The 21,124-nt window shown below is 36.6% G+C and carries 16 protein-coding genes; 9 read left to right on the forward strand and 7 right to left on the reverse strand.

Annotated elements, in window-relative coordinates:
- Positions 1 to 74: 74 nt before the first annotated feature.
- The 6 genes from AC07VK_RS04870 to AC07VK_RS04895 form a co-directional block, all read right to left on the reverse strand.
- On the reverse strand, positions 75 to 1,865 hold the full coding sequence (locus AC07VK_RS04870) for a chloride channel protein (protein WP_492958743.1): 1,791 nt from the start codon (positions 1,863 to 1,865) through the stop codon (positions 75 to 77).
- Between the two features lie 74 nt (positions 1,866 to 1,939).
- Entirely contained in the window at positions 1,940 to 2,662 is a 723-nt protein-coding gene (locus AC07VK_RS04875) for an RluA family pseudouridine synthase (protein WP_029274339.1), read from the reverse strand.
- A gap of 241 nt (positions 2,663 to 2,903) precedes the next feature.
- The gene (locus AC07VK_RS04880; protein ID WP_029274338.1) at positions 2,904 to 3,593 is read right to left on the reverse strand and encodes a response regulator transcription factor; all 690 of its coding nucleotides are present in this window, start codon (positions 3,591 to 3,593) and stop codon (positions 2,904 to 2,906) included.
- Between the two features lie 103 nt (positions 3,594 to 3,696).
- Positions 3,697 to 4,809 (reverse strand): redoxin domain-containing protein, encoded by a 1,113-nt coding sequence (locus AC07VK_RS04885; RefSeq protein WP_492958745.1) that lies wholly within the window; start codon positions 4,807 to 4,809, stop codon positions 3,697 to 3,699.
- Entirely contained in the window at positions 4,809 to 6,272 is a 1,464-nt protein-coding gene (gatB, locus tag AC07VK_RS04890) for an Asp-tRNA(Asn)/Glu-tRNA(Gln) amidotransferase subunit GatB (protein WP_492958747.1), read from the reverse strand. The genes AC07VK_RS04885 and gatB overlap by 1 nt, the downstream gene beginning before the upstream one ends.
- A 94-nt stretch (positions 6,273 to 6,366) precedes the next feature.
- Positions 6,367 to 7,515, reverse strand: a complete 1,149-nt coding sequence (locus AC07VK_RS04895) for an ATP-binding protein (protein WP_492953533.1) — start codon at positions 7,513 to 7,515, stop codon at positions 6,367 to 6,369.
- 358 nt (positions 7,516 to 7,873) lie between these two features.
- Here AC07VK_RS04895 and AC07VK_RS04900 point away from each other — a divergent pair, with 358 nt between their 5' ends.
- The 3 genes from AC07VK_RS04900 (at position 7,874) to AC07VK_RS04910 (ending at position 9,712) form a co-directional block, all read left to right on the forward strand.
- Positions 7,874 to 8,473: a hypothetical protein gene (locus tag AC07VK_RS04900; RefSeq protein WP_492953534.1), complete on the forward strand. Its 600-nt coding sequence runs from the start codon at positions 7,874 to 7,876 to the stop codon at positions 8,471 to 8,473.
- Positions 8,474 to 8,574: 101 nt separating this feature from the next.
- Complete coding sequence (locus AC07VK_RS04905) at positions 8,575 to 9,081, forward strand: hypothetical protein (protein WP_492958749.1); 507 nt, start codon at positions 8,575 to 8,577, stop codon at positions 9,079 to 9,081.
- Positions 9,082 to 9,208: 127 nt separating this feature from the next.
- Entirely contained in the window at positions 9,209 to 9,712 is a 504-nt protein-coding gene (locus AC07VK_RS04910) for a hypothetical protein (protein ID WP_492958751.1), read from the forward strand.
- Between the two features lie 114 nt (positions 9,713 to 9,826).
- Here the strand turns inward: AC07VK_RS04910 and alaS are convergent, their stop codons facing one another.
- Positions 9,827 to 12,445 (reverse strand): alanine--tRNA ligase, encoded by a 2,619-nt coding sequence (alaS, locus tag AC07VK_RS04915; RefSeq protein WP_492958752.1) that lies wholly within the window; start codon positions 12,443 to 12,445, stop codon positions 9,827 to 9,829.
- Positions 12,446 to 12,561: 116 nt separating this feature from the next.
- On the opposite strand from alaS, the gene AC07VK_RS04920 reads away from it, so the two are divergent.
- From AC07VK_RS04920 to AC07VK_RS04945, 6 genes are all read left to right on the forward strand, one after another.
- Complete coding sequence (locus tag AC07VK_RS04920; RefSeq protein ID WP_029274329.1) at positions 12,562 to 12,897, forward strand: MerR family transcriptional regulator; 336 nt, start codon at positions 12,562 to 12,564, stop codon at positions 12,895 to 12,897.
- A gap of 390 nt (positions 12,898 to 13,287) precedes the next feature.
- Positions 13,288 to 15,285, forward strand: coding sequence for a helix-hairpin-helix domain-containing protein (locus AC07VK_RS04925; protein ID WP_494939782.1), 1,998 nt, complete (start codon positions 13,288 to 13,290; stop codon positions 15,283 to 15,285).
- Between the two features lie 3 nt (positions 15,286 to 15,288).
- Complete coding sequence (locus AC07VK_RS04930) at positions 15,289 to 17,376, forward strand: ComEC/Rec2 family competence protein (RefSeq protein WP_492958756.1); 2,088 nt, start codon at positions 15,289 to 15,291, stop codon at positions 17,374 to 17,376.
- Position 17,377: 1 nt separating this feature from the next.
- Complete coding sequence (locus AC07VK_RS04935) at positions 17,378 to 18,154, forward strand: enoyl-CoA hydratase/isomerase family protein (protein ID WP_492958758.1); 777 nt, start codon at positions 17,378 to 17,380, stop codon at positions 18,152 to 18,154.
- Positions 18,155 to 18,176: 22 nt separating this feature from the next.
- A complete protein-coding gene (locus AC07VK_RS04940) occupies positions 18,177 to 18,824 on the forward strand; it encodes a DUF4412 domain-containing protein (protein ID WP_492958760.1) in 648 nt (215 codons plus the stop codon).
- Between the two features lie 98 nt (positions 18,825 to 18,922).
- Positions 18,923 to 21,094, forward strand: coding sequence for a S9 family peptidase (locus AC07VK_RS04945; RefSeq protein WP_492953542.1), 2,172 nt, complete (start codon positions 18,923 to 18,925; stop codon positions 21,092 to 21,094).
- The last annotated feature ends 30 nt before the right edge of the window (positions 21,095 to 21,124 follow it).

Genomic DNA, 21,124 nt, shown 5'->3' on the forward strand with positions numbered 1-21,124 from the left:
AGACAAAAAATTCTCTTCCAAAGGAGTTCCTTTGGAACACTACGGTCGAAATGACGATCTTGGAGAATTTAGAGTTATCCCATGTAATCATTCTGCCTCATCAGCAATGCCCGGTATTTATTAAAAATTGCAGTTTTGGAAACGAAACCCAAATATTGGTTCTGAGCCGTTAATACAGGTAAAATCCACACATTATCTTGCTCCATTTTCTCCAATACTATTTTCAGATCATCATTTTCTGTAATGGCGTTCGGCGCAGGTTGTACTAAATAAGAGGCTTGCAAATTTTCCTTATCAGGGTGATTGATCATCTCATTAAATAGTTCTTCTATATAAATTATCCCCTTAAAATCGCCCATTTCGTCTGTTACAGCGCAAATGTTTTTATGCGAATGCATAATCTCGGTCATCTTAACCGAAATCAGATCGTTCATATATAATTGAGGATAAGTTTTCTCGATCAGATATTTCAGTTTCATCTGGTTTAAAACAGTTGTATCCTTATCCTCATGAGATAATAACTCACCCTTATCGGCAAGTGCTTTAGTATAAATAGAATGTTTTTGCGAGCTGCGGTTAATGGCGTAAGAAATTGCAGTGGTAATCATCAACGGAACCATTAAAATATATCCGCCCGTAATTTCGGCAATCAGGAAAATACCGGTTAAGGGAGCATGCATAATCGATCCTAAAGCAGCTGCCATACCGGCCACAATAAAATTAGATACGTTTAATTGCGCCAAACCAGACAGATTTACCACATAGGCAAATATAAACCCGATTAGTCCGCCCATAATTAAACTGGGTGCAAACGTTCCACCGTTACCACCGGCGCCTAAGGTAACCAAGGTGGCGATCGATTTCATAAAAATGGTTACCACTGTAAACAATACTACTAAAGCCGGAATGGTATTGTAATCGGCGAAGATACTATTATTGATTACCGCCTGGTAATCTCCTTTTAGTAAGCCCTTTATTGTGATGTAACCTTCACCGTAAAGTGTTGGGAATAGAAAAACCAAAACGCCAAGCATTAAACCACCAACAATAACTTTGGTATAAGGATGTTTTATTTTATAGAATAGTCCTTTTACGGCATAATTTGCTTTGGTAAAATAAATGGAGAATAAGCCGATAAAACAAGCCAGTATTACATAATAAAACAATGCGTTCACTTTCCATCCTTCTGTAACCAAAAAGAAAAGTTGCTGTGTGTAGAATAATCTTGCTACTACTGCAGCTGTTGCAGCCGATAACAAAAGCGGGATAAACGCAGGAATGGTAAACTCTGGCAATAAAATTTCAATAGCGAAAACAATCCCAGCCACAGGGCTATTAAATGCTCCTGCAATACCTGCTGCTGCGCCACAGGCCACCAACATGGTAATTTCGCGATAAGATAAACCCAGTAAACGACCAAGGTTTGAGCCTATTGCCGATCCACTGGTAACAATTGGTGCTTCCAAACCTGTTGAGCCACCAAAACCTACCGTAACGGCTGCGGTAATAATCTGCGAATAAATATTATGTGCTTCTACCTTGCTCGATTTTTTCGAAATGGCATAAAGTAAAGGGGGTAAGCCCGTTTCGAATTTCGTTTTACGGATAAAGTATTTGATGTACAAAACCGTTAAGAAAATACCGATCATCGGAAATATAAAGTACAGGTAGTATTTATATTTCCAGTGCCAGTCTGATTGAAGAAATTCTTCGATATGGTGGGTCAAACTTTTTAAAGCGGCAGCTGCAAGTCCTGCTAAAACCCCAACAATTACGGCAAGGATAATTAAGAAATTACGGTTTGATATTTTAGATTTTCGGTATTGGTTAATATTATCAAGGTAATTTACAAATCTGATGTACATTCTATTGTTTTTTAATAGAGGGCGAAGGCCAAAAGTAACAAAAACAACGAAACGAGCCAATTTAAAGGGCTGTTTTATGCATCAAATTTATCCAATAACTTAATTAAGGTTGCAAAATCTTTTGGATAAGGTGCATCGATCACAATATCTTTGTCATCTAAACCTTTAAAAACCAAATGCCTGGCATGTAATGCAAAACGTTTCATAATGGGCTGCTCCTCTTCGCCTTTGGTTAATTTATAACCTCTCTTAATTGATGAAAGAAAAACTGGTTTCCCTTTATACATATCATCACCAACAATGGCTGCCCTTTGTGTTGCTAAGTGAATACGGATCTGGTGCATTCTACCTGTTATTGGCTTGCATTCAACTAATGTATAATGTTTGTAGTACTTTAACGAATCGAAAATAGTTTCAGCTCTTTTGCCTTCTGCCCTATCAATGGTTACGTTTTTATTGCCATCGTTCAAGATTGGAAGATCAACTGTTAACTGATCGAAAATAACGTGCCCATCTACTACGGCATGATAGGTTTTATTTACTTTCCTTCTTTCGAACTGCATAGAAGCATGGCGGTAACCTTCAGGATTTTTTGCAATGATTAGCGCACCAGAAGTTTCTTTATCCAAGCGGTGACAAACCTGTGCATCATCGCTATACTGTTTGGCCAAGCGTAATACATTGGTTTCTCCAGATCCACCGCGTTCATCGAGGGAGGCTAAAAATGGAGGTTTATTGATAACAATAAAATCGTTGTCTTCGAAAAGAATAAGGTCTTTAAAATTTGGAAACTTCAAACTGTGCTGCAATTAATGAACCGCAAAAATACGATTTTATTTTTTTAAGGCGGGCGTCACCCTGAATTTATTTCAGGACCACATTCTGGAAAGATGCTGAAATGAATTCAGCATGACGAATTCTTTACGCGTATCGTCCTCCTGAACTTGTTTCAGGATCTAATTGAAAATTTTAAGTCCAAAAAAGCCGCTCCGATGTTGATCAGAGCGGCTTAATAACTTTAGCTTTTATAATTATTACTTAAGAAAGCTCAAACTTATAACCTACCCCTTTTACGGTTGATACATATGTTTCGCCTAATTTTTCCCTTAGTTTACGGATGTGAACATCAATGGTTCTGTTTGTTACTACTACTGAATCTTCCCAGATATTTTTAAGGATCGATTCGCGGGTATAAACTTTTCCTGGTTTTGATGCCAATAGGTATAAAAGCTCAAATTCTTTTTTCGCCAATACCACTTTGTTACCGCCTTGAAAAACCAAATAAGCTTCACGGTCGATTACTAAATCGCCAATTTCCAATTTGTTTTCAGAGACTTCTTCTGTTCCTGTATTTCGTCTTAAAATTGCATTAATGCGGCTAACTAAAGCACGTGGTTTAATTGGTTTTGCGATATAATCATCAGCACCTACATTAAAACCTGCAATTTCAGAATACTCTTCACTTCTGGCGGTTAAGAAAACCATAAATGTATTCTTGAATTCAGGTATTGCACGCATTAAACGGCAAGCCTCAATCCCATCCATTTTAGGCATCATAATATCCAGGATAATCAAATCTGGATGTACCTTTTTCGCAACAGTAATTCCTTCTTGGCCATTGGTAGCTGTGAAAACCTGATAACCCTCTTTTTTAAGGTTATATTCAATAAGCTCCAGAATATCTGGTTCATCATCAACAATTAATATTTTCTGACCTGCGTTGTTCATAGTTAAATATTTGTTACGAAAGTAGTGTCTATGATGCAATATTTAGTTAAGCCTAAGTTAAGAAATTGTTAATTACTTAAATTAGTTTAACATGGAATTTGTTTTAAAGTAACGTTTTGGCTAAAAATGCCTCTAATTGATCGCCACGCAGGTTTTTAGCGATTATTTTTCCAGAGGGATCAACTAAGTAAGAAGTTGGGATAGCTTGCACCTGGTATTTTTTTACCGTTGCACCATTAAAATCTTTTAATTCCGAAACGTGTGCCCAGGCTAATCCATCTGCTTTCACTGCACCTAACCATGCTGCCTTGTCGGTATCGAGCGAAATGCCGATAATATCGAAGTTCTTATTTTTATATTTATTGTAAACCTTAACCACATTCGGATTTTCCTGACGACAAGGCTGGCACCATGATGCCCAAAAATCGATCAGTACGTATTTTCCTTTATAGTCTGATAAACTTACAGGTTTGTCGTCAGCTGTATTAATGGTAAATGCCGGAGCAGCCTGCCCTACCTGGACCGCTTTTAAAAGTGCCATTTGTTTTACAAAAGTATCAACTGTAGCATTGCCTTTAATTTCTTCTTTCACTTCATCCGCAAATTGTACCAGTTCTGCTTCAAATTCCTGCGGACTCAAAGTATTCATGGCATAGAAACTGGCAAGCGTACCTTTGTTGTCTTTAGCAAATTTTATGATCTGCGTGTTTAATTGATTGATGTACGATTCGTACTGAGGTTTCATCGATTCCAGCACGGCCGCCCTGTTTTGAGGCTGTGTTGCTACTTTCGCTTCGAAATCGGCCTGTAGTTTTTCCACCTGTTTGGCAAAATTGTTTCTAATGGTATTTAGTTCTGATAATTTTTCTACCTCATTCGCCCCAGAAATTTTATAAGCCATTGTTTTGTCGGCCAAATCAGCTTCTAATTTAATGTCGTCGCCATTTTTTGCAATTAACATAAACTCATGGTTACCTATCGATACCCTAAAGAAATCAACTGATGGGGTTTTACGGATGAATTTAAATTCACCTTTTTCTGATAGATTGGTCGAATCGACTGCAACCATATTGCTATTCTGCATCCCATATAAAAATACTTTCTTCTCCGTACCTGGGTTTTGGAAAGTTCCGTCAATGGTAAAGCTATCTTTGGGTTTACATGCAGTGAAGGCAATCGCGATCAGCATGATCAGGCTCAATTGTTTTAGTCTCATTATTTCAGTTTTTCAAGTATTAATTCATTTAATTTTTTAGCATCAGCTTTTCCTTTGGCTAGTTTCATTACATCGCCAACAAACAGACCTAAAACGCCCTTTTTGCCTTTCTTGTATGCTTCTACCTGCTGTGGGTATTTATTTAACACTTCATCAATAAAACCAATTAATTCGTCTCCGTTTTCAGAGATCAATAAGTTTAATGATTGTGCCAGATCGGTAACTTTTGCATTTTCCTGTAATTCAACAGCAGGTAATAATTGTTGAATGGCAATTTGCTGTGTGATTTTTTTATCATCAACCAGATTAATTGCTTCTGCTAACTGTGCGGGATTAACCTTGAAATCAGATATCGTAATCCCTTTTTCATTTAAAACCGCTCTAATTGGGCCAATTAACCAATTTATTAAGCTTTTTTTGTTGTGAACAGCCGATTGTGCCTGATTAAAGTAATTCAACAGGTCCAAATCTTCAGCAAAAAGCGTCGCATCTGCCTTGCTGATCCCAAATTCTGAAACCATCTGCTTAGAAATTTCATTTGGTAAAGCTGGCATTAAAGATTTAATCTCTGCTAACCAATTATCAGAAATGTAAATGGGTTGCAGATCGGGATCTGAAAAATAACGATAATCATTCGCTTCTTCTTTAGTACGCATTGGTGAGGTAGTGCCTTTATCAGCATCAAAATTCAATGTGCTCTGAATAATCTTACCCCCCTTACTAATCACTTCTACCTGACGGCCAAATTCGAAATCCATTGCTCTACGCACGTTGCGCATGGAGTTTAGGTTTTTTACTTCACAACGTGTTCCAAATTCAGCAGTGCCTTGCGGACGGATAGAAATATTGGCATCGCAACGCAGACTGCCCTCTTCCATATTGCCGTCGCTTACATTTAAGTGCCTCACCAGCTTTCTGATTTCACTGAGTAAAACAGAAGCTTCTTCCGAACTGCGAATATCTGGTTCGGTTACAATCTCAATTAAAGGTACACCCGCACGGTTCAAATCAACCAACGAATAGTTGTCGTCCTGATCATGAATGCTTTTTCCAGCATCTTCTTCCAGGTGAATGCGATTGATTCCGATTTTCTTCGTAGAACCATCAGCCAGTTGAAGCTCCAGAAAACCATTTACACAGATGGGTTGATTATCCTGCGTAATCTGGTATCCTTTTGGTAAGTCGGCATAGAAATAATTTTTCCGATCAAAATGGTTGGTCTGGTTAATGGTACAGTTTAAAGCCAGGCCAATACGGATGGCTTTTGCAACTACTTCTTTGTTTAACTTCGGTAAGGCTCCAGGTAATGCCAGCGAAACCGTAGATATATTTTGATTGGGTAAAGCCCCGAAAGATGCACTATCAGCAGAAAATATTTTAGTGTTGGTATTTAACTGAACGTGGATTTCTAGTCCTGAAACGAGTTCGAAAGCAGTTTGGGGGCTTGTTTCTTGTAAAGGCATTTAAAGCTTCGTATTGTTATAAGTTTTATTAACCACAGATTTAATCTGGGGTTAAATATTAATGTGTCAAATATAGTTATTATTTAGTCTTTCGTTAAAAAAGGCTTGACGGAGAAATTTTTAGAAATTCTTGCCAGGGCAATCCTCCGGCTCCCACTAAAAGTATTTTATCAGGCTTATACATTTTGTTAAAAGCACTCATACCGGAAGTACCCGTAATCTGGCCTGTACTTTTAACTTCTACTCCAATTATTTTACCTCGTTTCTCTAAAATAAAATCTACTTCGTCGTTTCTATGTCGCCAATAAAACACTTTATAACCTTCTACAAACGAAGAATTTAATAAATGCGCACCTATTGATGACTCTACCATTCTCCCCCATTCTGCTGATTGTTTTTTTATCTCTTCAAAGAATTCATTTCTTTGGGCACTTACCAAAGCATTATTGTGTACCTGAAATTTTGGACTCGATGAACGCTTGCGAATCACATCAGCTGCAAATTTCTCAATGCCTCCCAGTAAACCTGCTGTATCCAATAATTCCAGGTAATGAGACAATGTTGTTGTATTACCTGCATCAGAAAGCTGGCCTAATATTTTAGTGAAAGATAGGATCTGCCCTGAGTATACACAACCTAATTCAAACAAACGTTTCATTAAAGCCGGTTTATCAACACGGGTTAACATTAAAATATCTTTCGAAATACTGGTTTCTATCAAAGCATTTGAAACATAATTTTTCCATCGCTCCTCGTCATTGATTAGACCTGAAGAGCCCGGGTAGCCGCCAAACCAAACGTATTGTTCGGCAGTAAAACCAAAAGCACTCTCCATTTCAGCAAAGCTCCAATGCCCTAAATAAGTTAATTCGAACCGACCAGCCAATGATTCTGTTAATCCCTGTTGAATTAGCAGTCTAGAAGATCCCAATAAAATTACTTTTAAGTTTAACCCATTTCGCATGTCTTCATCCCATAAGCGCTTCACAATTTCACTCCAGTTATCAATTTTCTGAATTTCATCAATCACAAGAATATATTCATCAACCCCTGGTTCTTTTAATAGCGCTCTTGTATTAAACCATATCAGCTCTATCCAAGTTCTATCTGAAGCAGCAACAGCATCTGCAGATTCGAATATACAAGGTGTACTAATTTCCTTGATCAATTGACTGATCATTGTTGTTTTGCCTATTTGCCTAGGGCCCACAAGCACTTGAATAAACCTTTTTGGTTCATTCATAATCTTTACAAGTTTCTGTAAATAAGACCTTTGAAACATTTTTAACAATTTACTCAATATGTTGAGTAAAATTACTAAAAGCCTCTAGTAATTCAAAATAATTACTGAATTCTAGTTAATAATTATAACAAAAATAGCAGTACTCATTAATTATTATATTAAAAATTAGTAAGTATATAGCTGTTAGTAAGGTAGTTATGTGTGTTTTTACAATTTACTCAATAGGCTGAGTAAAATTACTCAATGGCCTATACAATAGTTAAAGAATGTTAAATGGAATTGCTTTAATTAAACCAGCGTAAATTACTATTGTCTATCTCAGCAAACACACACAAGAAACCTTTAATTAAAAAACATTATGAAAAAGTTAGTTTTATTTGCTGCAGTTCTGATGGTTTCATTATTCAGCATAAACAATGCAAAAGCACAGGTTAGCTTAAATATCAATATTGGTTCGCAACCAGTTTGGGGACCAACAGGATATGATCATGTAGATTATTATTATTTCCCTGACATTGATGCTTATTATTACGTTCCCTCTGGTCAATACATTTATTCAAACGGTGGAAGTTGGGTTTGGGTAAACAGTTTGCCTGCTCAATACAGAAACTTTGATCCGTACCGCGCTTATAAAGTGGTCATCAATGAACCAAAACCATATCTGCGAAATAATATTTATGTAACCAGGTATAGTAAATATAAAAACTATGGAGGTCATCAAACTATTATTAGAGATAGCCGTGAGACTAAATACTACGTGGTAAAAGGTCATCCAAAATATAATCAAAGACCGACCAAAAATGTAACTGTAGTTCGTAACAATAACCGCCCTGCCCGTGTAATACAAAAAAATGTTACCAGACCTGCTCAAAATAATGGTCGTTCTCAGGATAATAATGGTAGAGATAACCGTCCTGAAAGAAATAATAATCAAGGCCGCGGTAACGGACGTCATTAATATTTAGTTGTATAAAGGAGCTTCTAAGGGGGCTCCTTTGTTATTTGTTTACTTCTGGCACGTGGTTTGGCTATAAATAATAAACACTAAATGAATTGATTATGAAAAGATTATTTTTAATGGCTGCAGTTATGATGGTTTCATTTCTCAGTTTCCCCGCAAAAGCACAGTTAAATGTAAATGTTAACATCGGCTCTCAACCGCTCTGGGGACCAACGGGTTATGATCATGTTGATTATTACTATCTCCCTGACGTGGAAAGTTATTATTATGTTCCGCAGAAACAGTTTGTGTATTTAAATGGAAACGATTGGGTTTTTGCCAATTCTTTACCTTCAAGATACGGAAATTACGATTTATATAATGGATACAAAGTAGTCATTAATTCGCCTAAGCCCTATTTGAATTTCAAAAACGATAAGGTGAAATATGCCAAGTATAAAGGCAATAAAGGCCAGCTGGTAATTAGAGATAGCCGAGATCGTAAATATTATGTAGTAAAAGGACATCCTCATGGTATGCCTCCAGGACAGGCTAAAAAGATTTATGGAAAACAGAATAATGGAAATAATGGAAAAGGGCATGGAAATGGTAAAGGAAAACACTAATCCATTAACTTTATCGGTTTATTTAAAGGAGTTTCGAAAGAGGCTCCTTTTTTTATATATCTGTTACAATAGAAGTTTTGGCACAGCGTTTGAATTATTGAAGTACACACAAATAAAATAGATTATTATGAAAAAGTTATTTATCATCTCCGCGATTTTAGGTATCGTGGCTTTAACATCTAATCAATCTAACGCTCAGGTAAGTATTAATGTAAATATCGGTGCGCAACCAGCTTGGGTGCCTGCAGGTTATGAAAACGTTAATTATTACTATCTCCCAGAAGTGCAGTCTTACTATTATGTTCCTCAAAGGCAGTTTGTTTATTTAAGTGGGAACAGGTGGACAAGATCAAGGTATTTACCAGCGAGATATAGAGGTTATGATCTGCACCACGGAAGAAAAGTAGTGGTTTATGGAAATAGCCCATATCGTAATTATAATAGCCACAGAGTAAGTTATTCACATCACAATAATTACTACCGCTCATCATACGGTGGAGGAAACCGGGTCCGTTATAGCTCACCAAGAAACAATTACAGATCTTACCGAGTAGATAACAGATACCATGATAGAAACGTAAATTCCAGCTTATTTTCTAGAGGACATAGAGAAAAACACGGAAGACATTAAAATAAAAAAGAGGCTCTAGGGCCTCTTTTTTATTTTACATAACGTCACCCTGACCTGTAGTGAAGCGGAAAGCTACGAAGTAAATTAATTTCAGGTTCTATTTTATTATTTCAATCAATGATGCGGAATAAAACTCTCTGCTTTTTCCAAAACAACTTTTAAACCTGATGGGTTTTTACCACCTGCGGTAGCATAAAACGGTTGTCCACCACCACCGCCTTGAATCTCTTTACCGAGCTCGCGAACAATATTAGAAGCATTTAATCCTTTTTTTACCAGGTGATCAGAAAGCATTACGGTTATTCCGGGTTTACCATCAATTTCTGTAGTGAAAACCAGAAACAGGTTATCAACCATATCTTTTAAAGAAAAAGCCAGATTTTTAACTGCATCGGCACTTTGCAAGTCAATGTGTTTAGCTATCAGGTTAATGCCGTTAATTCCTCTTACATGATGAACGATTTCATGTTTTAAGGTATTTACACGTTCTATTGTCGACTTTTCAATTTCCTTTTTCAGTTTTGCATTTTCATCCAATAAAGCCTGAACAGATGCCGATAAATCTTTACTTCCGTTAAGTAATGCTTTTAAATGACCAAGTTCCTTTCGTTGGTCTAAGAAGTATTGTTCAGCTTTATCAGCAGTGATGGCCTCGATACGGCGAACACCAGCTGCTACAGCACTTTCAGAAACAATTTTAAATGAGCCGATCTGCCCTGTAGCCTTTACATGTGTACCACCGCAAAGTTCTTTAGAGAAATGGTCGTCGAAAGTAATCATACGGACAAAATCGCCGTATTTTTCACCAAATAAAGCCGTTACACCACTTTCAATGGCATCTTGATAAGGAACGTTACGCTGTTCCTTTAATTTAATGTTCTGGCGGATTTTCTGATTCACAATTACCTCAATCTGTGCTAATTCCTCGTCAGTAACTTTAGCAAAGTGAGAAAAATCGAAACGCAGGTAATCTGCATTAACCAACGAGCCTTTCTGGTTAACATGTTTGCCTAAAACCTGTTTTAATGCCGCATGCAGTAAGTGCGTGGCTGAGTGATTATCTTCCGTTAAAACACGTTTATCTTCATCTACAACGGCCCAAAATTTACCTTCTAAATTATCTGGTAAGATATCGGTAAAGTGTACGGTTAAGCCATTTTCTTTTTTAGTATCGGTAATGTCTACCCAAAACTGGCGGCTATGGTCTTCTAATCGGCCGGTATCTCCTACCTGACCACCACTTTCGGCATAGAAAGGTGTTTGGCGAAGCACAATTTGATATTGCTCTTTGCCCTTAGCTTTTACTTTACGGTATTTTAAAATCTCGGTTTCAATTTCTAAATCATCATAACCTACAAATTCGCTCTGTTCTTCGGTGTTTACCACAATCCAATCACCTGTATCAATGGCTGTTGCGGCACGACTATCGTCTTTTTGCTTTTTCAAAGCCTGTTCGTAGCCAGCCAGGTCAACGCTCCAACCCTTTTCTCTGGCCATTAATTCTGTTAAATCGATTGGGAAACCAAATGTATCTGATAATTCGAAGGCAAAAGCACCCTCTACCACATCATTAGTAGCCTGGTATTTTTCGAAACGTTGAATTCCTGTTGATAAAGTCCTCAAGAAAGAAACTTCTTCTTCCAGCACCACTTTCTGAACAAAATCCTGTTGCGAAATCAATTCGTCAAAAACACCTTTAAATTGCTCTGCCAATAAAGGAACCAACTGATTTAAGAAAGGCTCTTTAAAGTTCAAAAAAGTATAAGCATAACGTACAGCCCGGCGTAAAATCCTGCGGATGACATACCCCGCTTTATTATTGGAAGGTAACTGCCCATCGGCAATAACAAAGGAAATGGCGCGGATGTGATCAGCCATAACGCGCATGGCGATATCGGTTTTTTCGTCAGCACCATATTTTATACCAGATTTTTCTGCAATAAACTGAATCATCGGCTGGAAAACATCGGTATCGTAGTTAGAGGTTTTTTCCTGTAAAACACGTACCAAACGCTCAAAGCCCATTCCGGTATCAACGTGTTTAGCTGGTAAACTTTGCAATGAACCATTTTTTAAACGGTTAAACTGCATAAATACATTATTCCAGATTTCGATTACCTGGGGATGATCGGCATTTACCAGGGTAGCACCATCAACTAAAGCTTTTTCTTCATCTGTACGGCAATCTACATGGATTTCAGAACATGGTCCGCATGGTCCTGTATCGCCCATTTCCCAGAAGTTGTCTTTTTTATTTCCCGGTAAAATATGGCTTTCATCAACGTATTGTTTCCAAAGATCGTATGCTTCCTGATCTTTTTCCAGCCCTTCTTTTTCATCACCTTCGAAGTAGGTAACATATAATTTTTCTTTCGGGATTTTGTAAACTTCGGTCAATAATTCCCAACTCCAGGCAATGGCTTCTTTTTTGAAATAATTGCCAAAACTCCAATTACCCAACATTTCGAACATGGTGTGGTGGTAAGTATCAATACCTACTTCTTCCAGATCGTTATGTTTGCCCGAAACGCGTAAACAACGTTGGGTATCAGCAACACGAGCATATTTTATGGCGGCCTCTCCTAAAAACAGATCTTTAAACTGGTTCATACCCGCATTGGTAAACATTAAAGTGGGGTCATTTTTAACCACAATTGGTGCGGAAGGAACAACATGATGTTGTTTCGATTCAAAAAAACTAAGGAATGCCTGTCTAATCTCTTTTGCTGTCATTTCAATATTATTGGAGGGAACAAAATTAAAATTTTATTGCGTTATTAAGGAAAAATCGAGCTACATTTGAATACTTTAATTAATCGATATAAGACACTCATAATCAAGCACAAAATATGCCGTATAAAGAAAGAGACATTAATAAAATGTATTATACCATGGGCGAAGTGACTGAAATGTTTAACGTTAACGCATCACAGATCCGTTTTTACGAGAAAGAATTCGATATCCTGCAGCCCAAGAAAAATAAGAAAGGTAACCGTCTTTTCACACCGGAAGACATTGAAAACCTAAAGATCATCTTCAATCTTGTTGATGAAAAAGGATTTACATTAAAAGGTGCCAAAGACTATTTAAAGAATAATAAAACAGGTGTTAGAGAGAATCAAAAGATTATCGATTCGTTAGAAAAACTGAAAGGCTTTTTGGTAAATCTGGCAGAAGAACTGTAAACACTTTATTTCCTTTATAATTATCGATTTTCTTTGCATTACTTTCATGTAATTACAAAAATACATTTTTTGTAGGTTTTTAATTATTTTTCTATATTAGCAAAACCAAAACATCAATCACCCCTATTTTTTTTTAACTGGTTTAACCCCTGCTTATGAAAATATGGTATGTATTGTTGCTTGTCTTTTTCCTCTGTTTTTTATTTCCCCCAAGCCATTTGGGCAGTTATTTATCTGCAAAAGTTAATCATTTCTTTCTGCGAGCAGATCCTTTTAGAATTGCATTGACCCCTAACCGAGAAACGGTAACTGCATGGGCTGTTAACCTTTATCGTAAATTTCTAACGGGAGGTAGCTATGCAGTTTAAGCGCTTAATTGTTGCATTTGTAATGATTGGATTCACGGCAAATGCTCAAGTCAATACTGGGGAAACAGATACACGTGATATTTTGGAGAGTATGGCGGAAAACCTCCCGGATGATTACGATATGACCGAACTGATTGATGTATTGGAGAAATATCGTAAACATCCAATTAATCTGAACCGTACTTCAGTTGAAGAATTAAAAACTTTGGTTTTCCTGTCTCCCTTGCAGATCGCTAATTTCTTTACACACCTAAAGGAAAATGGTCAGCTTACAGATGTGCTGGAATTACAAAGTATTGATGGTTTTGATATTAAAACCGTGCATAATCTCCTCCCATTTATAAGATTGACCAATATCGCTGAATACCAGCAGCTCAATTTTAAAAACATTATAGGTACTGGTGAAAATGATTTGATGATGCGCTTTGCACAGACCTTACAAAAACAAAGAGGTTATACCGATTTACCTGGGAACCGGTATTTAGGTTCGCCGGAGAGAGTTCAGCTGCGTTATCGATATCAATATAGCTCAATTTTGTCTGCAGCTATAACTTTAGATAAAGATGCTGGTGAAAAATTTATAGGCAAGCCTTTCGATTTTTATTCGGGTAATATCGCACTATTTAAATTGGGTAAGCTAAAAAAACTGGTAGTTGGCGATTATACCTTACAATTTGGACAGGGCTTAACATTATGGTCGGGTTTTTCTTTTGGCAAAGGTCCTGATGTAACCAGCGTAGCTAAAAAAGATTTAGGTTTAAGGCCTTATAACTCCACTAACGAATACTCTTTTTTTAGAGGAAGCGCTGCAACGATTAACTTATTTAAAAATGTCGACATTACCCCTTTTGTTTCGTTCCGCAATCTTGATGCCAGCCAAAAGTTAAATTCGGAAGGAAACTTAGTTCAGGCCACCATTAATCAAACCGGTTTACATAGAACTCCTACTGAGATTAAGAATAAAGGTGTTTTAGCGCAAAGCGTATTTGGTACTACGGTTCAATATGCCAAAAACGAATTTGCTGTTGGCGCAATTGCTTATCATACTCATTATAAGAACCGTTTTATTACACAAACAGCAGCTTACGATCGATATAGTTTCACAGGTACAGCCTTAACCAGTTTGGGTTTGTTTTATAATTATACCTATAAAAATATGTACCTCTATGGCGAGGCCGCCAAAGGCTTAGGTGGTGGCCTTGCCTACATTAACGGTGTCCTCATCAGTTTATCGCCAACAGTTTCGGCTGCGCTAACTTATCGCGATTATGCTAAAGATTATCATAGTTTCTTTAATCAGGCGGTATCCGAATCGAGCGAAGCGGTAAATGAAAAAGGATTGTATGCGGGCTTAAATATTAACCCAAATAAACACTGGGCCTTTTCTTTCTATGGTGATTATTTTCGGTTCCCGTGGTTAAAATACCGTGTTGATGAGCCGTCAAAAGGTTACGAGATTTTAACCCAGGCCGTTTACACACCAAGCAAAACCTTTAAAGTTTTAGTCAGATTTAAAACAGAACATAAACAACAAAATACGGATTTGGATGTTCCTGTTAACTTTTTAGACCTTGTAAAAAGAGCGGGATATCGGGCAGAGGCAAGCTGGCAATTGAATAATAATTGGCACTTCCAAAACAGGCTAGAGATTTCTCAATATAAAAAAGGTAGTGCCAATAGAGAATTTGGATACCTCGTTTATCAGGATGTAGATTATTCACCAATGTTCGCTAAGCTAACCGGAAATGTAAGATTTGCCTATTTCAACACCCCAAGTTATAACAGCAGAATTTATGCCTATGAAGATGATGTTTTGTACAGTTTTGCTTTTGGAATGTATAATGGAAGAGGTTTCAGGACTTATTTTAACCTGAAATACCGTATAGCTAAGAAGCTAAATGTTTGGGCTCGATATGGGTTGTTTGTTTATAAGGACGTAGAAACAGTAGGTACTTACCTGGATGAAATTAAGGGCAATAAAAAATCGGAAGTTAAAATTCAGGTACGCTATCAATTTTAAACAATGTTTAAGTCAGAATATGTTTTTGTCAGGATCCTGTTCCCTTTTCTTTTAGGTATCTGCGTTTTTTATTTTTCTCCAAAAAGCGTATATATTCAAATGTTGACCTCGGTCGTTCTTGTTCTTTTATTGAGCATTTTATTGTTGAATATTATTTATAAAAAATTAAATGTGTACCGTTACAAGGGAGCTGTTGGTATTTTAATTTTTATACTTTTCCTCAGCCTTGGCGGTTTACTTTGCTTGCTCCATAACGAAAGTTTAAACCAAAATTACTTTGCAAAAACGCAGTGTAGCTATTTAAAAGTTTGGGTGAACAATGAACCTCAGAAAAGTAGCAATATCATACGTTTTAAAGCAAAGGTAGTATCGGGATATCAAGAAGGCAAACAGATCAGATTATCGGGGCAGATGCTTCTTTCCATAAAATTAGATAGTATAAGGCCTATTAAATTAAAGTATGGCGACGAAATTATGATCCCAGCTACATATACCGAAATAGAGCCTCCATATAATCCTGCAGAATTTGATTTTAAAGCCTGGCTGGGCAGTCAGAATATTTATCATCAGGCTTTTGTAGATCAGGACCATATCGTTAGCAACAAAAACAACATTGGTAATCCCATTATAAAGATGGCTTTAAACATAAGAGAAAAGCAGGTAGCCAAATACCGAAGCCTGATTAAAAGTAACGAAGCTTTTGCGGTAGCCTCTACCCTCATTTTAGGCTACCGTGCTGATTTAAGCAAAGAAACTTTATCGGCCTATTCCAAAACCGGAACCATTCATGCTTTATCTGTATCAGGAGCACATGTAGCCATCATTTATGTCGTTTTGGATTTTTTGTTCTTCTTTTTGAACAAAAATCGGGCACTAAGGATTGTGAAGCTTTTGTTAGTCTGTACTTTGATTTGGGGATATGCTTTGTTAACAGGATTATCACCTTCTGTTGTTCGGGCGGCTGTAATGATCAGCATTCTAATTACAGCTAATGTTTTATCGAAGCAAACCAATAGTTATAATGTTTTGGCATTTTCAGCATTTTGTCAGCTGGTTTACAATCCATTTTTAATTTTAGATGTTGGGTTTCAGCTTTCTTATCTGGCTGTATTCGGACTAATTTATCTTCAGCCCAAAATTTACAATCTTCTTTATACTGAATGCATTTGGCTCGATAAATTATGGAGTTTCACAGCTATGTCTTTAGCCGCGCAAGTGGTCACGTTTCCGTTAAGTATTTATTATTTCCACCAATTTCCACTCTACTTCCTTTTTGCGAATCTTTTTATCACCATCCCATTGGGGTTAATGATGTATTTAGGAATTGCAGTATTGATTCCGGCATTCAGGTTTTTAGCGGCAGTTTTCGAATGGATAATAAATTTTACAAATGCCGTACTAAAATGGATAGCCAACTTACCATATGCCAGTTTATCATCAATATGGATTGATTTGCCTGAATTTGTATTGTTGAGCCTATCGCTCGGATTGTTTATTTATGCCCTGACGAAATTTAACAAACGACTTTTGTTTTCTTCTTTAATGTTATTTGTTTGCTATCAACTTTTGGTTGTACACCATGACCTAAACGCTTTCCATCAAAAGAAAATTATTTTCTTTTCATTGAGAAAAAACTATGCGGCTGCTTTTATTAATGGAAAAGAAGCTGTTTTGGTTTCAGATTTAAGCGCTGGAGATAAAAATTATAATTTTTCTGTTGTGCCGGCATTAACGCAATTACAGGTAGACAAAATACATTTTATTCGTTTTAACAAAGATACTGTTTTAGGGCAGTTGGTATTAAAGAACAGCCAAATTGCCTTTTTTAATTATAAGGTACTGCTGATTGATGAAAACCTGAACGATAAAAATATAAATGGAAATGCTACCTTTTCAAGTATCTGGTTAAGTGGGAATACTAAATTTAATTTAGCCAAAATGGGGCTTGATATAAAATATAAAACCGCAATAATCGATGCTACTAATAAAGATTATAAAATTGAGATCTTAAAGAAGTATATGGAGAATAATGATATAGATGTACATGTTTTAAAGAAAAATAAAGCATATTTGGTGCAACTAACCCAATAACATGGAAAATCTGGTTTTATATCAGGTTGCTGAAAGAATAGCAACGATAACTATCAATAGACCTGAAAAAAGAAATGCGCTAAACCCCCAGCTTATCGCTGAATTAACTTCCGCATTTATAAATGCATCTGAAGATGACCTGGTAAAAGTGGTCATATTGAAAGCAAATGGGGATACTTTTAGTGCTGGTGCTGATTTAGCCTATCTTCAGCAATTACAGCACAATACATTTGAAGAAAATGTAGCCGATTCCAATCATCTAAAAAAACTCTTTACAACCATTTATTATTTACCAAAAGTCGTTATTGCACAGGTAGAAGGTCATGCCATTGCCGGTGGCTGTGGTTTGGCCACGATATGTGATATTGTTTTTGCTACCCCAGAAAGTAATTTTGGGTATACTGAAGTGAAAATTGGTTTTGTACCTGCTATTGTTTCTTGTTTTTTAAAACAAAAAGTGAGCGAATCTATCATCAAGGAAATTTTACTAACTGGAAAAATCTTTTCTGCTGAGCAGGCATTGAAATATAATTTGATAAATTTTGTAACAAATTCATCCGATATTCATCAAATGGTAAGAGAATTTGCACTAAATTTGTGTAACGGGACCTCTGGTAATTCGTTAATGATTACTAAACAACTGATTACGCAAACAACCAATCCCCTATTGGAAAAATGCTTGGAAACTGCGGTACAGATAAATGCTCGTGTAAGAGAGAGTGAAGATTTTAAAAAAGGAATCTCTTCATTTTTAAACAAAGAAAAAATTAATTGGTAAAAAACTAAACTGAAATAAAAACATGTTCAAATCAATCAAAACCAGCGTTGTAGCTTTAATCTTAGTAAGTACTGCTATAATTGCCCATGCACAAAAGAAAATTGCTGAAGGTACTTTGGTATTTGCAGTAACTGCTAATGGTACAACAACCGATGTTAAAACTAAATTTAATGGTAACTTAACCAAAATAGAAATTGAAAATGGCCCTGCTATGGTTAACATCATTTCAAACACGGCAGATAAAACCGGATTATTATTAATTGACGTTCCGGTAGCTCAAAAACAGTTTGCGGTAAAGGTGAGCAAAGCAGAAACAGAAGCGCAAGAAGCTTTATTGCCAAAATATTCTGATTATAAAGCAACTGGTGAAAAACAGACAATAGCTGGATTTAGTGCTGAAAAATACACCTACAAAGATGACAAAGGTGGAGCGCATGAATTATGGGCAACTAAAGATATTGATATTGCTGCAATTACAAATGGTGGTTTCTTTAAAGGCCTGGGAGCACTTCCTGTAAAATATTCGGCAGTAATTAATGGCGTAAATTCAGATCTGCTTCTAAAATCTCTTTCTGAAGCTAAAGTAGGTGCCATTAGCACTGAAATCCCTACAGGTTACGACGTAGTAACTATGGATGAATTGAAAGCCATGCAAGGTGGTGGTGAATAATTAACCAATTCCAGATAATTTACAGCTTTTTAACTGCAGGCTTTTTATTTAAATTAGCCCGAAAGTTGAAAAGCTTTTTTTATGTCCAAAAACTATATATGATTAAAAGATTATTATTAAGATTATCAATTGCTTGTATAGCATTATGCACGCTAATTGATGCAAAAGCTCAAAATATCAATTGGGCAAAAGATGGAAATTCCTATTATGAGGTTACCAAAAATGGTGAAATCAGTTCTATTACACTACCTAAAAACGACCGAAAAACCATTATATCAAGCGCATTATTAACGCCAGCTGGAAAAAGCGATGCTATTAGAGTAAGAAGTTTCCAGTTATCAGAAGATGGTTCTAAAGCACTAATTTACACCAATAGTAAAAAAGTTTGGCGTTACGATACCCGTGGTGATTATTGGTTGGCCGATTTAACTTCCAATAAAATCACTCAAATTGGAAAAGATAGGCCAGCTTCATCACTGATGTTTGCTAAGTTATCGCCTGATGGCAGCAAGGTTGCTTATGTAAGCAAACATAACCTATATGTAGAAAACATCGATGGAACTGGTGCAAAAGCCTTAACCACTGATGGCACAGACCGAATGATTAACGGTACTTTCGATTGGGTTTATGAGGAAGAATTTGATTGTCGTGATGGTTTTAGATGGAGTCCGGATGGCAAATCTATTGCTTATTGGCAGCTTGATGCAACCAAGATCAAAAATTTCTTGATGATCAATAATACAGATTCTATTTATCCGTATACCATTCCTGTAGAATATCCAAAGGTGGGCGAAAATCCGTCGGCTTGTAAAGTTGGTGTGGTTGATATTGCAACAGCCAAAACGAACTGGTTAAATGTTCCTGGAGATAATATTCAGCACTATATTCCACGTATGCAGTGGGTACCTAACAGTAACAACATTATTTTACAACAGCTTAACCGCGAGCAGAACGAAAGTATAGTATTTATCTGTAATGCAGCTACAGGATCGGCAAAAGCAGTTTATACCGAAAAAGCTAAAGCCTGGATTGATGCACAGGATGAGTGGAAATGGTTAAATGATAATAAAGAGTTTACCATTGTATCTGAAAAGGATGGTTGGAACCACTTGTATAGAATCAGTTTGGATGGAAAAAAAGAAACGCTGGTTACGAAAGGCAATTATGATGTGATTGATGTAAAATTGATCGATGTAAAAAACAACATGGTCTATTTTCTGGCATCACCAATAAATGCCACTCAGAAATATCTTTTTAAAACCAAATTAGATGGAAAAGGTAAATTAGAACAGGTTACACCTTCGGTTTTACCAGGAACACACAATTACGATATTTCTCCAAATGCTGCTTTTGCCCGCCATTCATATAACAGTTCGCTTGTTGAGCCAATTAAAGAGTGGATGAACTTTACTACCGGGAATCCATTTACAATGGACGGGAGCATTACTACACAATTAGCTAAGCAAGCGGCAACTAAAAACAAAGTTGAGTTTTTTAAAGTAACTACTGAAGATGGTATTGAAATGGACGGTTGGATGAAAAAACCTGATAATTTTAATCCGGATAAGAAATACCCTGTAGTATTTTATGTTTATGGTGAGCCTGCTTCAGCTACAGCATTAGATACTTATGGTGCAGGAAGAAACGGTTTATATGCCGGTGATATGGCCAAAGATGGTTATATCTATATTTCAATGGATAATAGAGGTGCCCCTCTTCCAAAAGGGAGTACGTGGCGCAAAAGTATTTATAAAAATATTGGGGTGATCAATATCCGCGATCAGGCAATGGCCGCTAAAAAACTTTTGGCTACTAATGCCTTTATGGATAAAGACCGTGTTGCTGTTTGGGGCTGGAGTGGTGGCGGTTCATCTACTTTAAACCTGATGTTCCAATATCCTGAAATTTATAAAACAGGTATCGCAATTGCAGCGGTTGGTAATCAGTTAACCTACGATAATGTTTATCAGGAACGTTATATGGGCACCCCTTTCCCAAGTAAAGAGGCTTATATTAAGGGCTCTCCGATTACTTATGCTAAAAACTTAAAAGGCAATTTATTGTACATTCATGGTACTGGCGATGATAATGTGCATTACCAGAATGCCGAAATGCTGATTAATGAGTTAATCAAAAATGGAAAGGTTTTTCAATTGATGAGTTATCCAAACCGAACCCACAGTATCTCTGAGGGCGAAGGAACTGGCAAACATTTATCCCTAACTTACACTAAGTTTTTAAAAGAAAACTGCCCTCCGGGAGCAAGATAGAAAAATTTAAAAGCAGCTTTCGGGCTGCTT

The sequence above is a fragment of the Pedobacter sp. GW821-FHT01D05 genome (genome assembly GCF_059422505.1).

What these genes read in the sequence shown, in the direction of transcription:
- AC07VK_RS04945 (WP_492953542.1), top strand. Translation starts at nt 18,923, where the DNA reads ATGATTAAAAGATTATTATTAAGATTATCAATTGCTTGTATAGCATTA.
- gatB (WP_492958747.1), bottom strand. Translation starts at nt 6,272, where the DNA reads ATGCCTTTACAAGAAACAAGCCCCCAAACTGCTTTCGAACTCGTTTCA.
- AC07VK_RS04920 (WP_029274329.1), top strand. Translation starts at nt 12,562, where the DNA reads ATGCCGTATAAAGAAAGAGACATTAATAAAATGTATTATACCATGGGC.
- AC07VK_RS04885 (WP_492958745.1), bottom strand. Translation starts at nt 4,809, where the DNA reads ATGAGACTAAAACAATTGAGCCTGATCATGCTGATCGCGATTGCCTTC.
- AC07VK_RS04930 (WP_492958756.1), top strand. Translation starts at nt 15,289, where the DNA reads ATGTTTAAGTCAGAATATGTTTTTGTCAGGATCCTGTTCCCTTTTCTT.
- AC07VK_RS04900 (WP_492953534.1), top strand. Translation starts at nt 7,874, where the DNA reads ATGAAAAAGTTAGTTTTATTTGCTGCAGTTCTGATGGTTTCATTATTC.
- AC07VK_RS04880 (WP_029274338.1), bottom strand. Translation starts at nt 3,593, where the DNA reads ATGAACAACGCAGGTCAGAAAATATTAATTGTTGATGATGAACCAGAT.
- AC07VK_RS04870 (WP_492958743.1), bottom strand. Translation starts at nt 1,865, where the DNA reads ATGTACATCAGATTTGTAAATTACCTTGATAATATTAACCAATACCGA.
- AC07VK_RS04925 (WP_494939782.1), top strand. Translation starts at nt 13,288, where the DNA reads ATGATTGGATTCACGGCAAATGCTCAAGTCAATACTGGGGAAACAGAT.
- AC07VK_RS04895 (WP_492953533.1), bottom strand. Translation starts at nt 7,515, where the DNA reads ATGAATGAACCAAAAAGGTTTATTCAAGTGCTTGTGGGCCCTAGGCAA.
- AC07VK_RS04940 (WP_492958760.1), top strand. Translation starts at nt 18,177, where the DNA reads ATGTTCAAATCAATCAAAACCAGCGTTGTAGCTTTAATCTTAGTAAGT.
- AC07VK_RS04935 (WP_492958758.1), top strand. Translation starts at nt 17,378, where the DNA reads ATGGAAAATCTGGTTTTATATCAGGTTGCTGAAAGAATAGCAACGATA.
- AC07VK_RS04910 (WP_492958751.1), top strand. Translation starts at nt 9,209, where the DNA reads ATGAAAAAGTTATTTATCATCTCCGCGATTTTAGGTATCGTGGCTTTA.
- AC07VK_RS04905 (WP_492958749.1), top strand. Translation starts at nt 8,575, where the DNA reads ATGAAAAGATTATTTTTAATGGCTGCAGTTATGATGGTTTCATTTCTC.
- alaS (WP_492958752.1), bottom strand. Translation starts at nt 12,445, where the DNA reads ATGACAGCAAAAGAGATTAGACAGGCATTCCTTAGTTTTTTTGAATCG.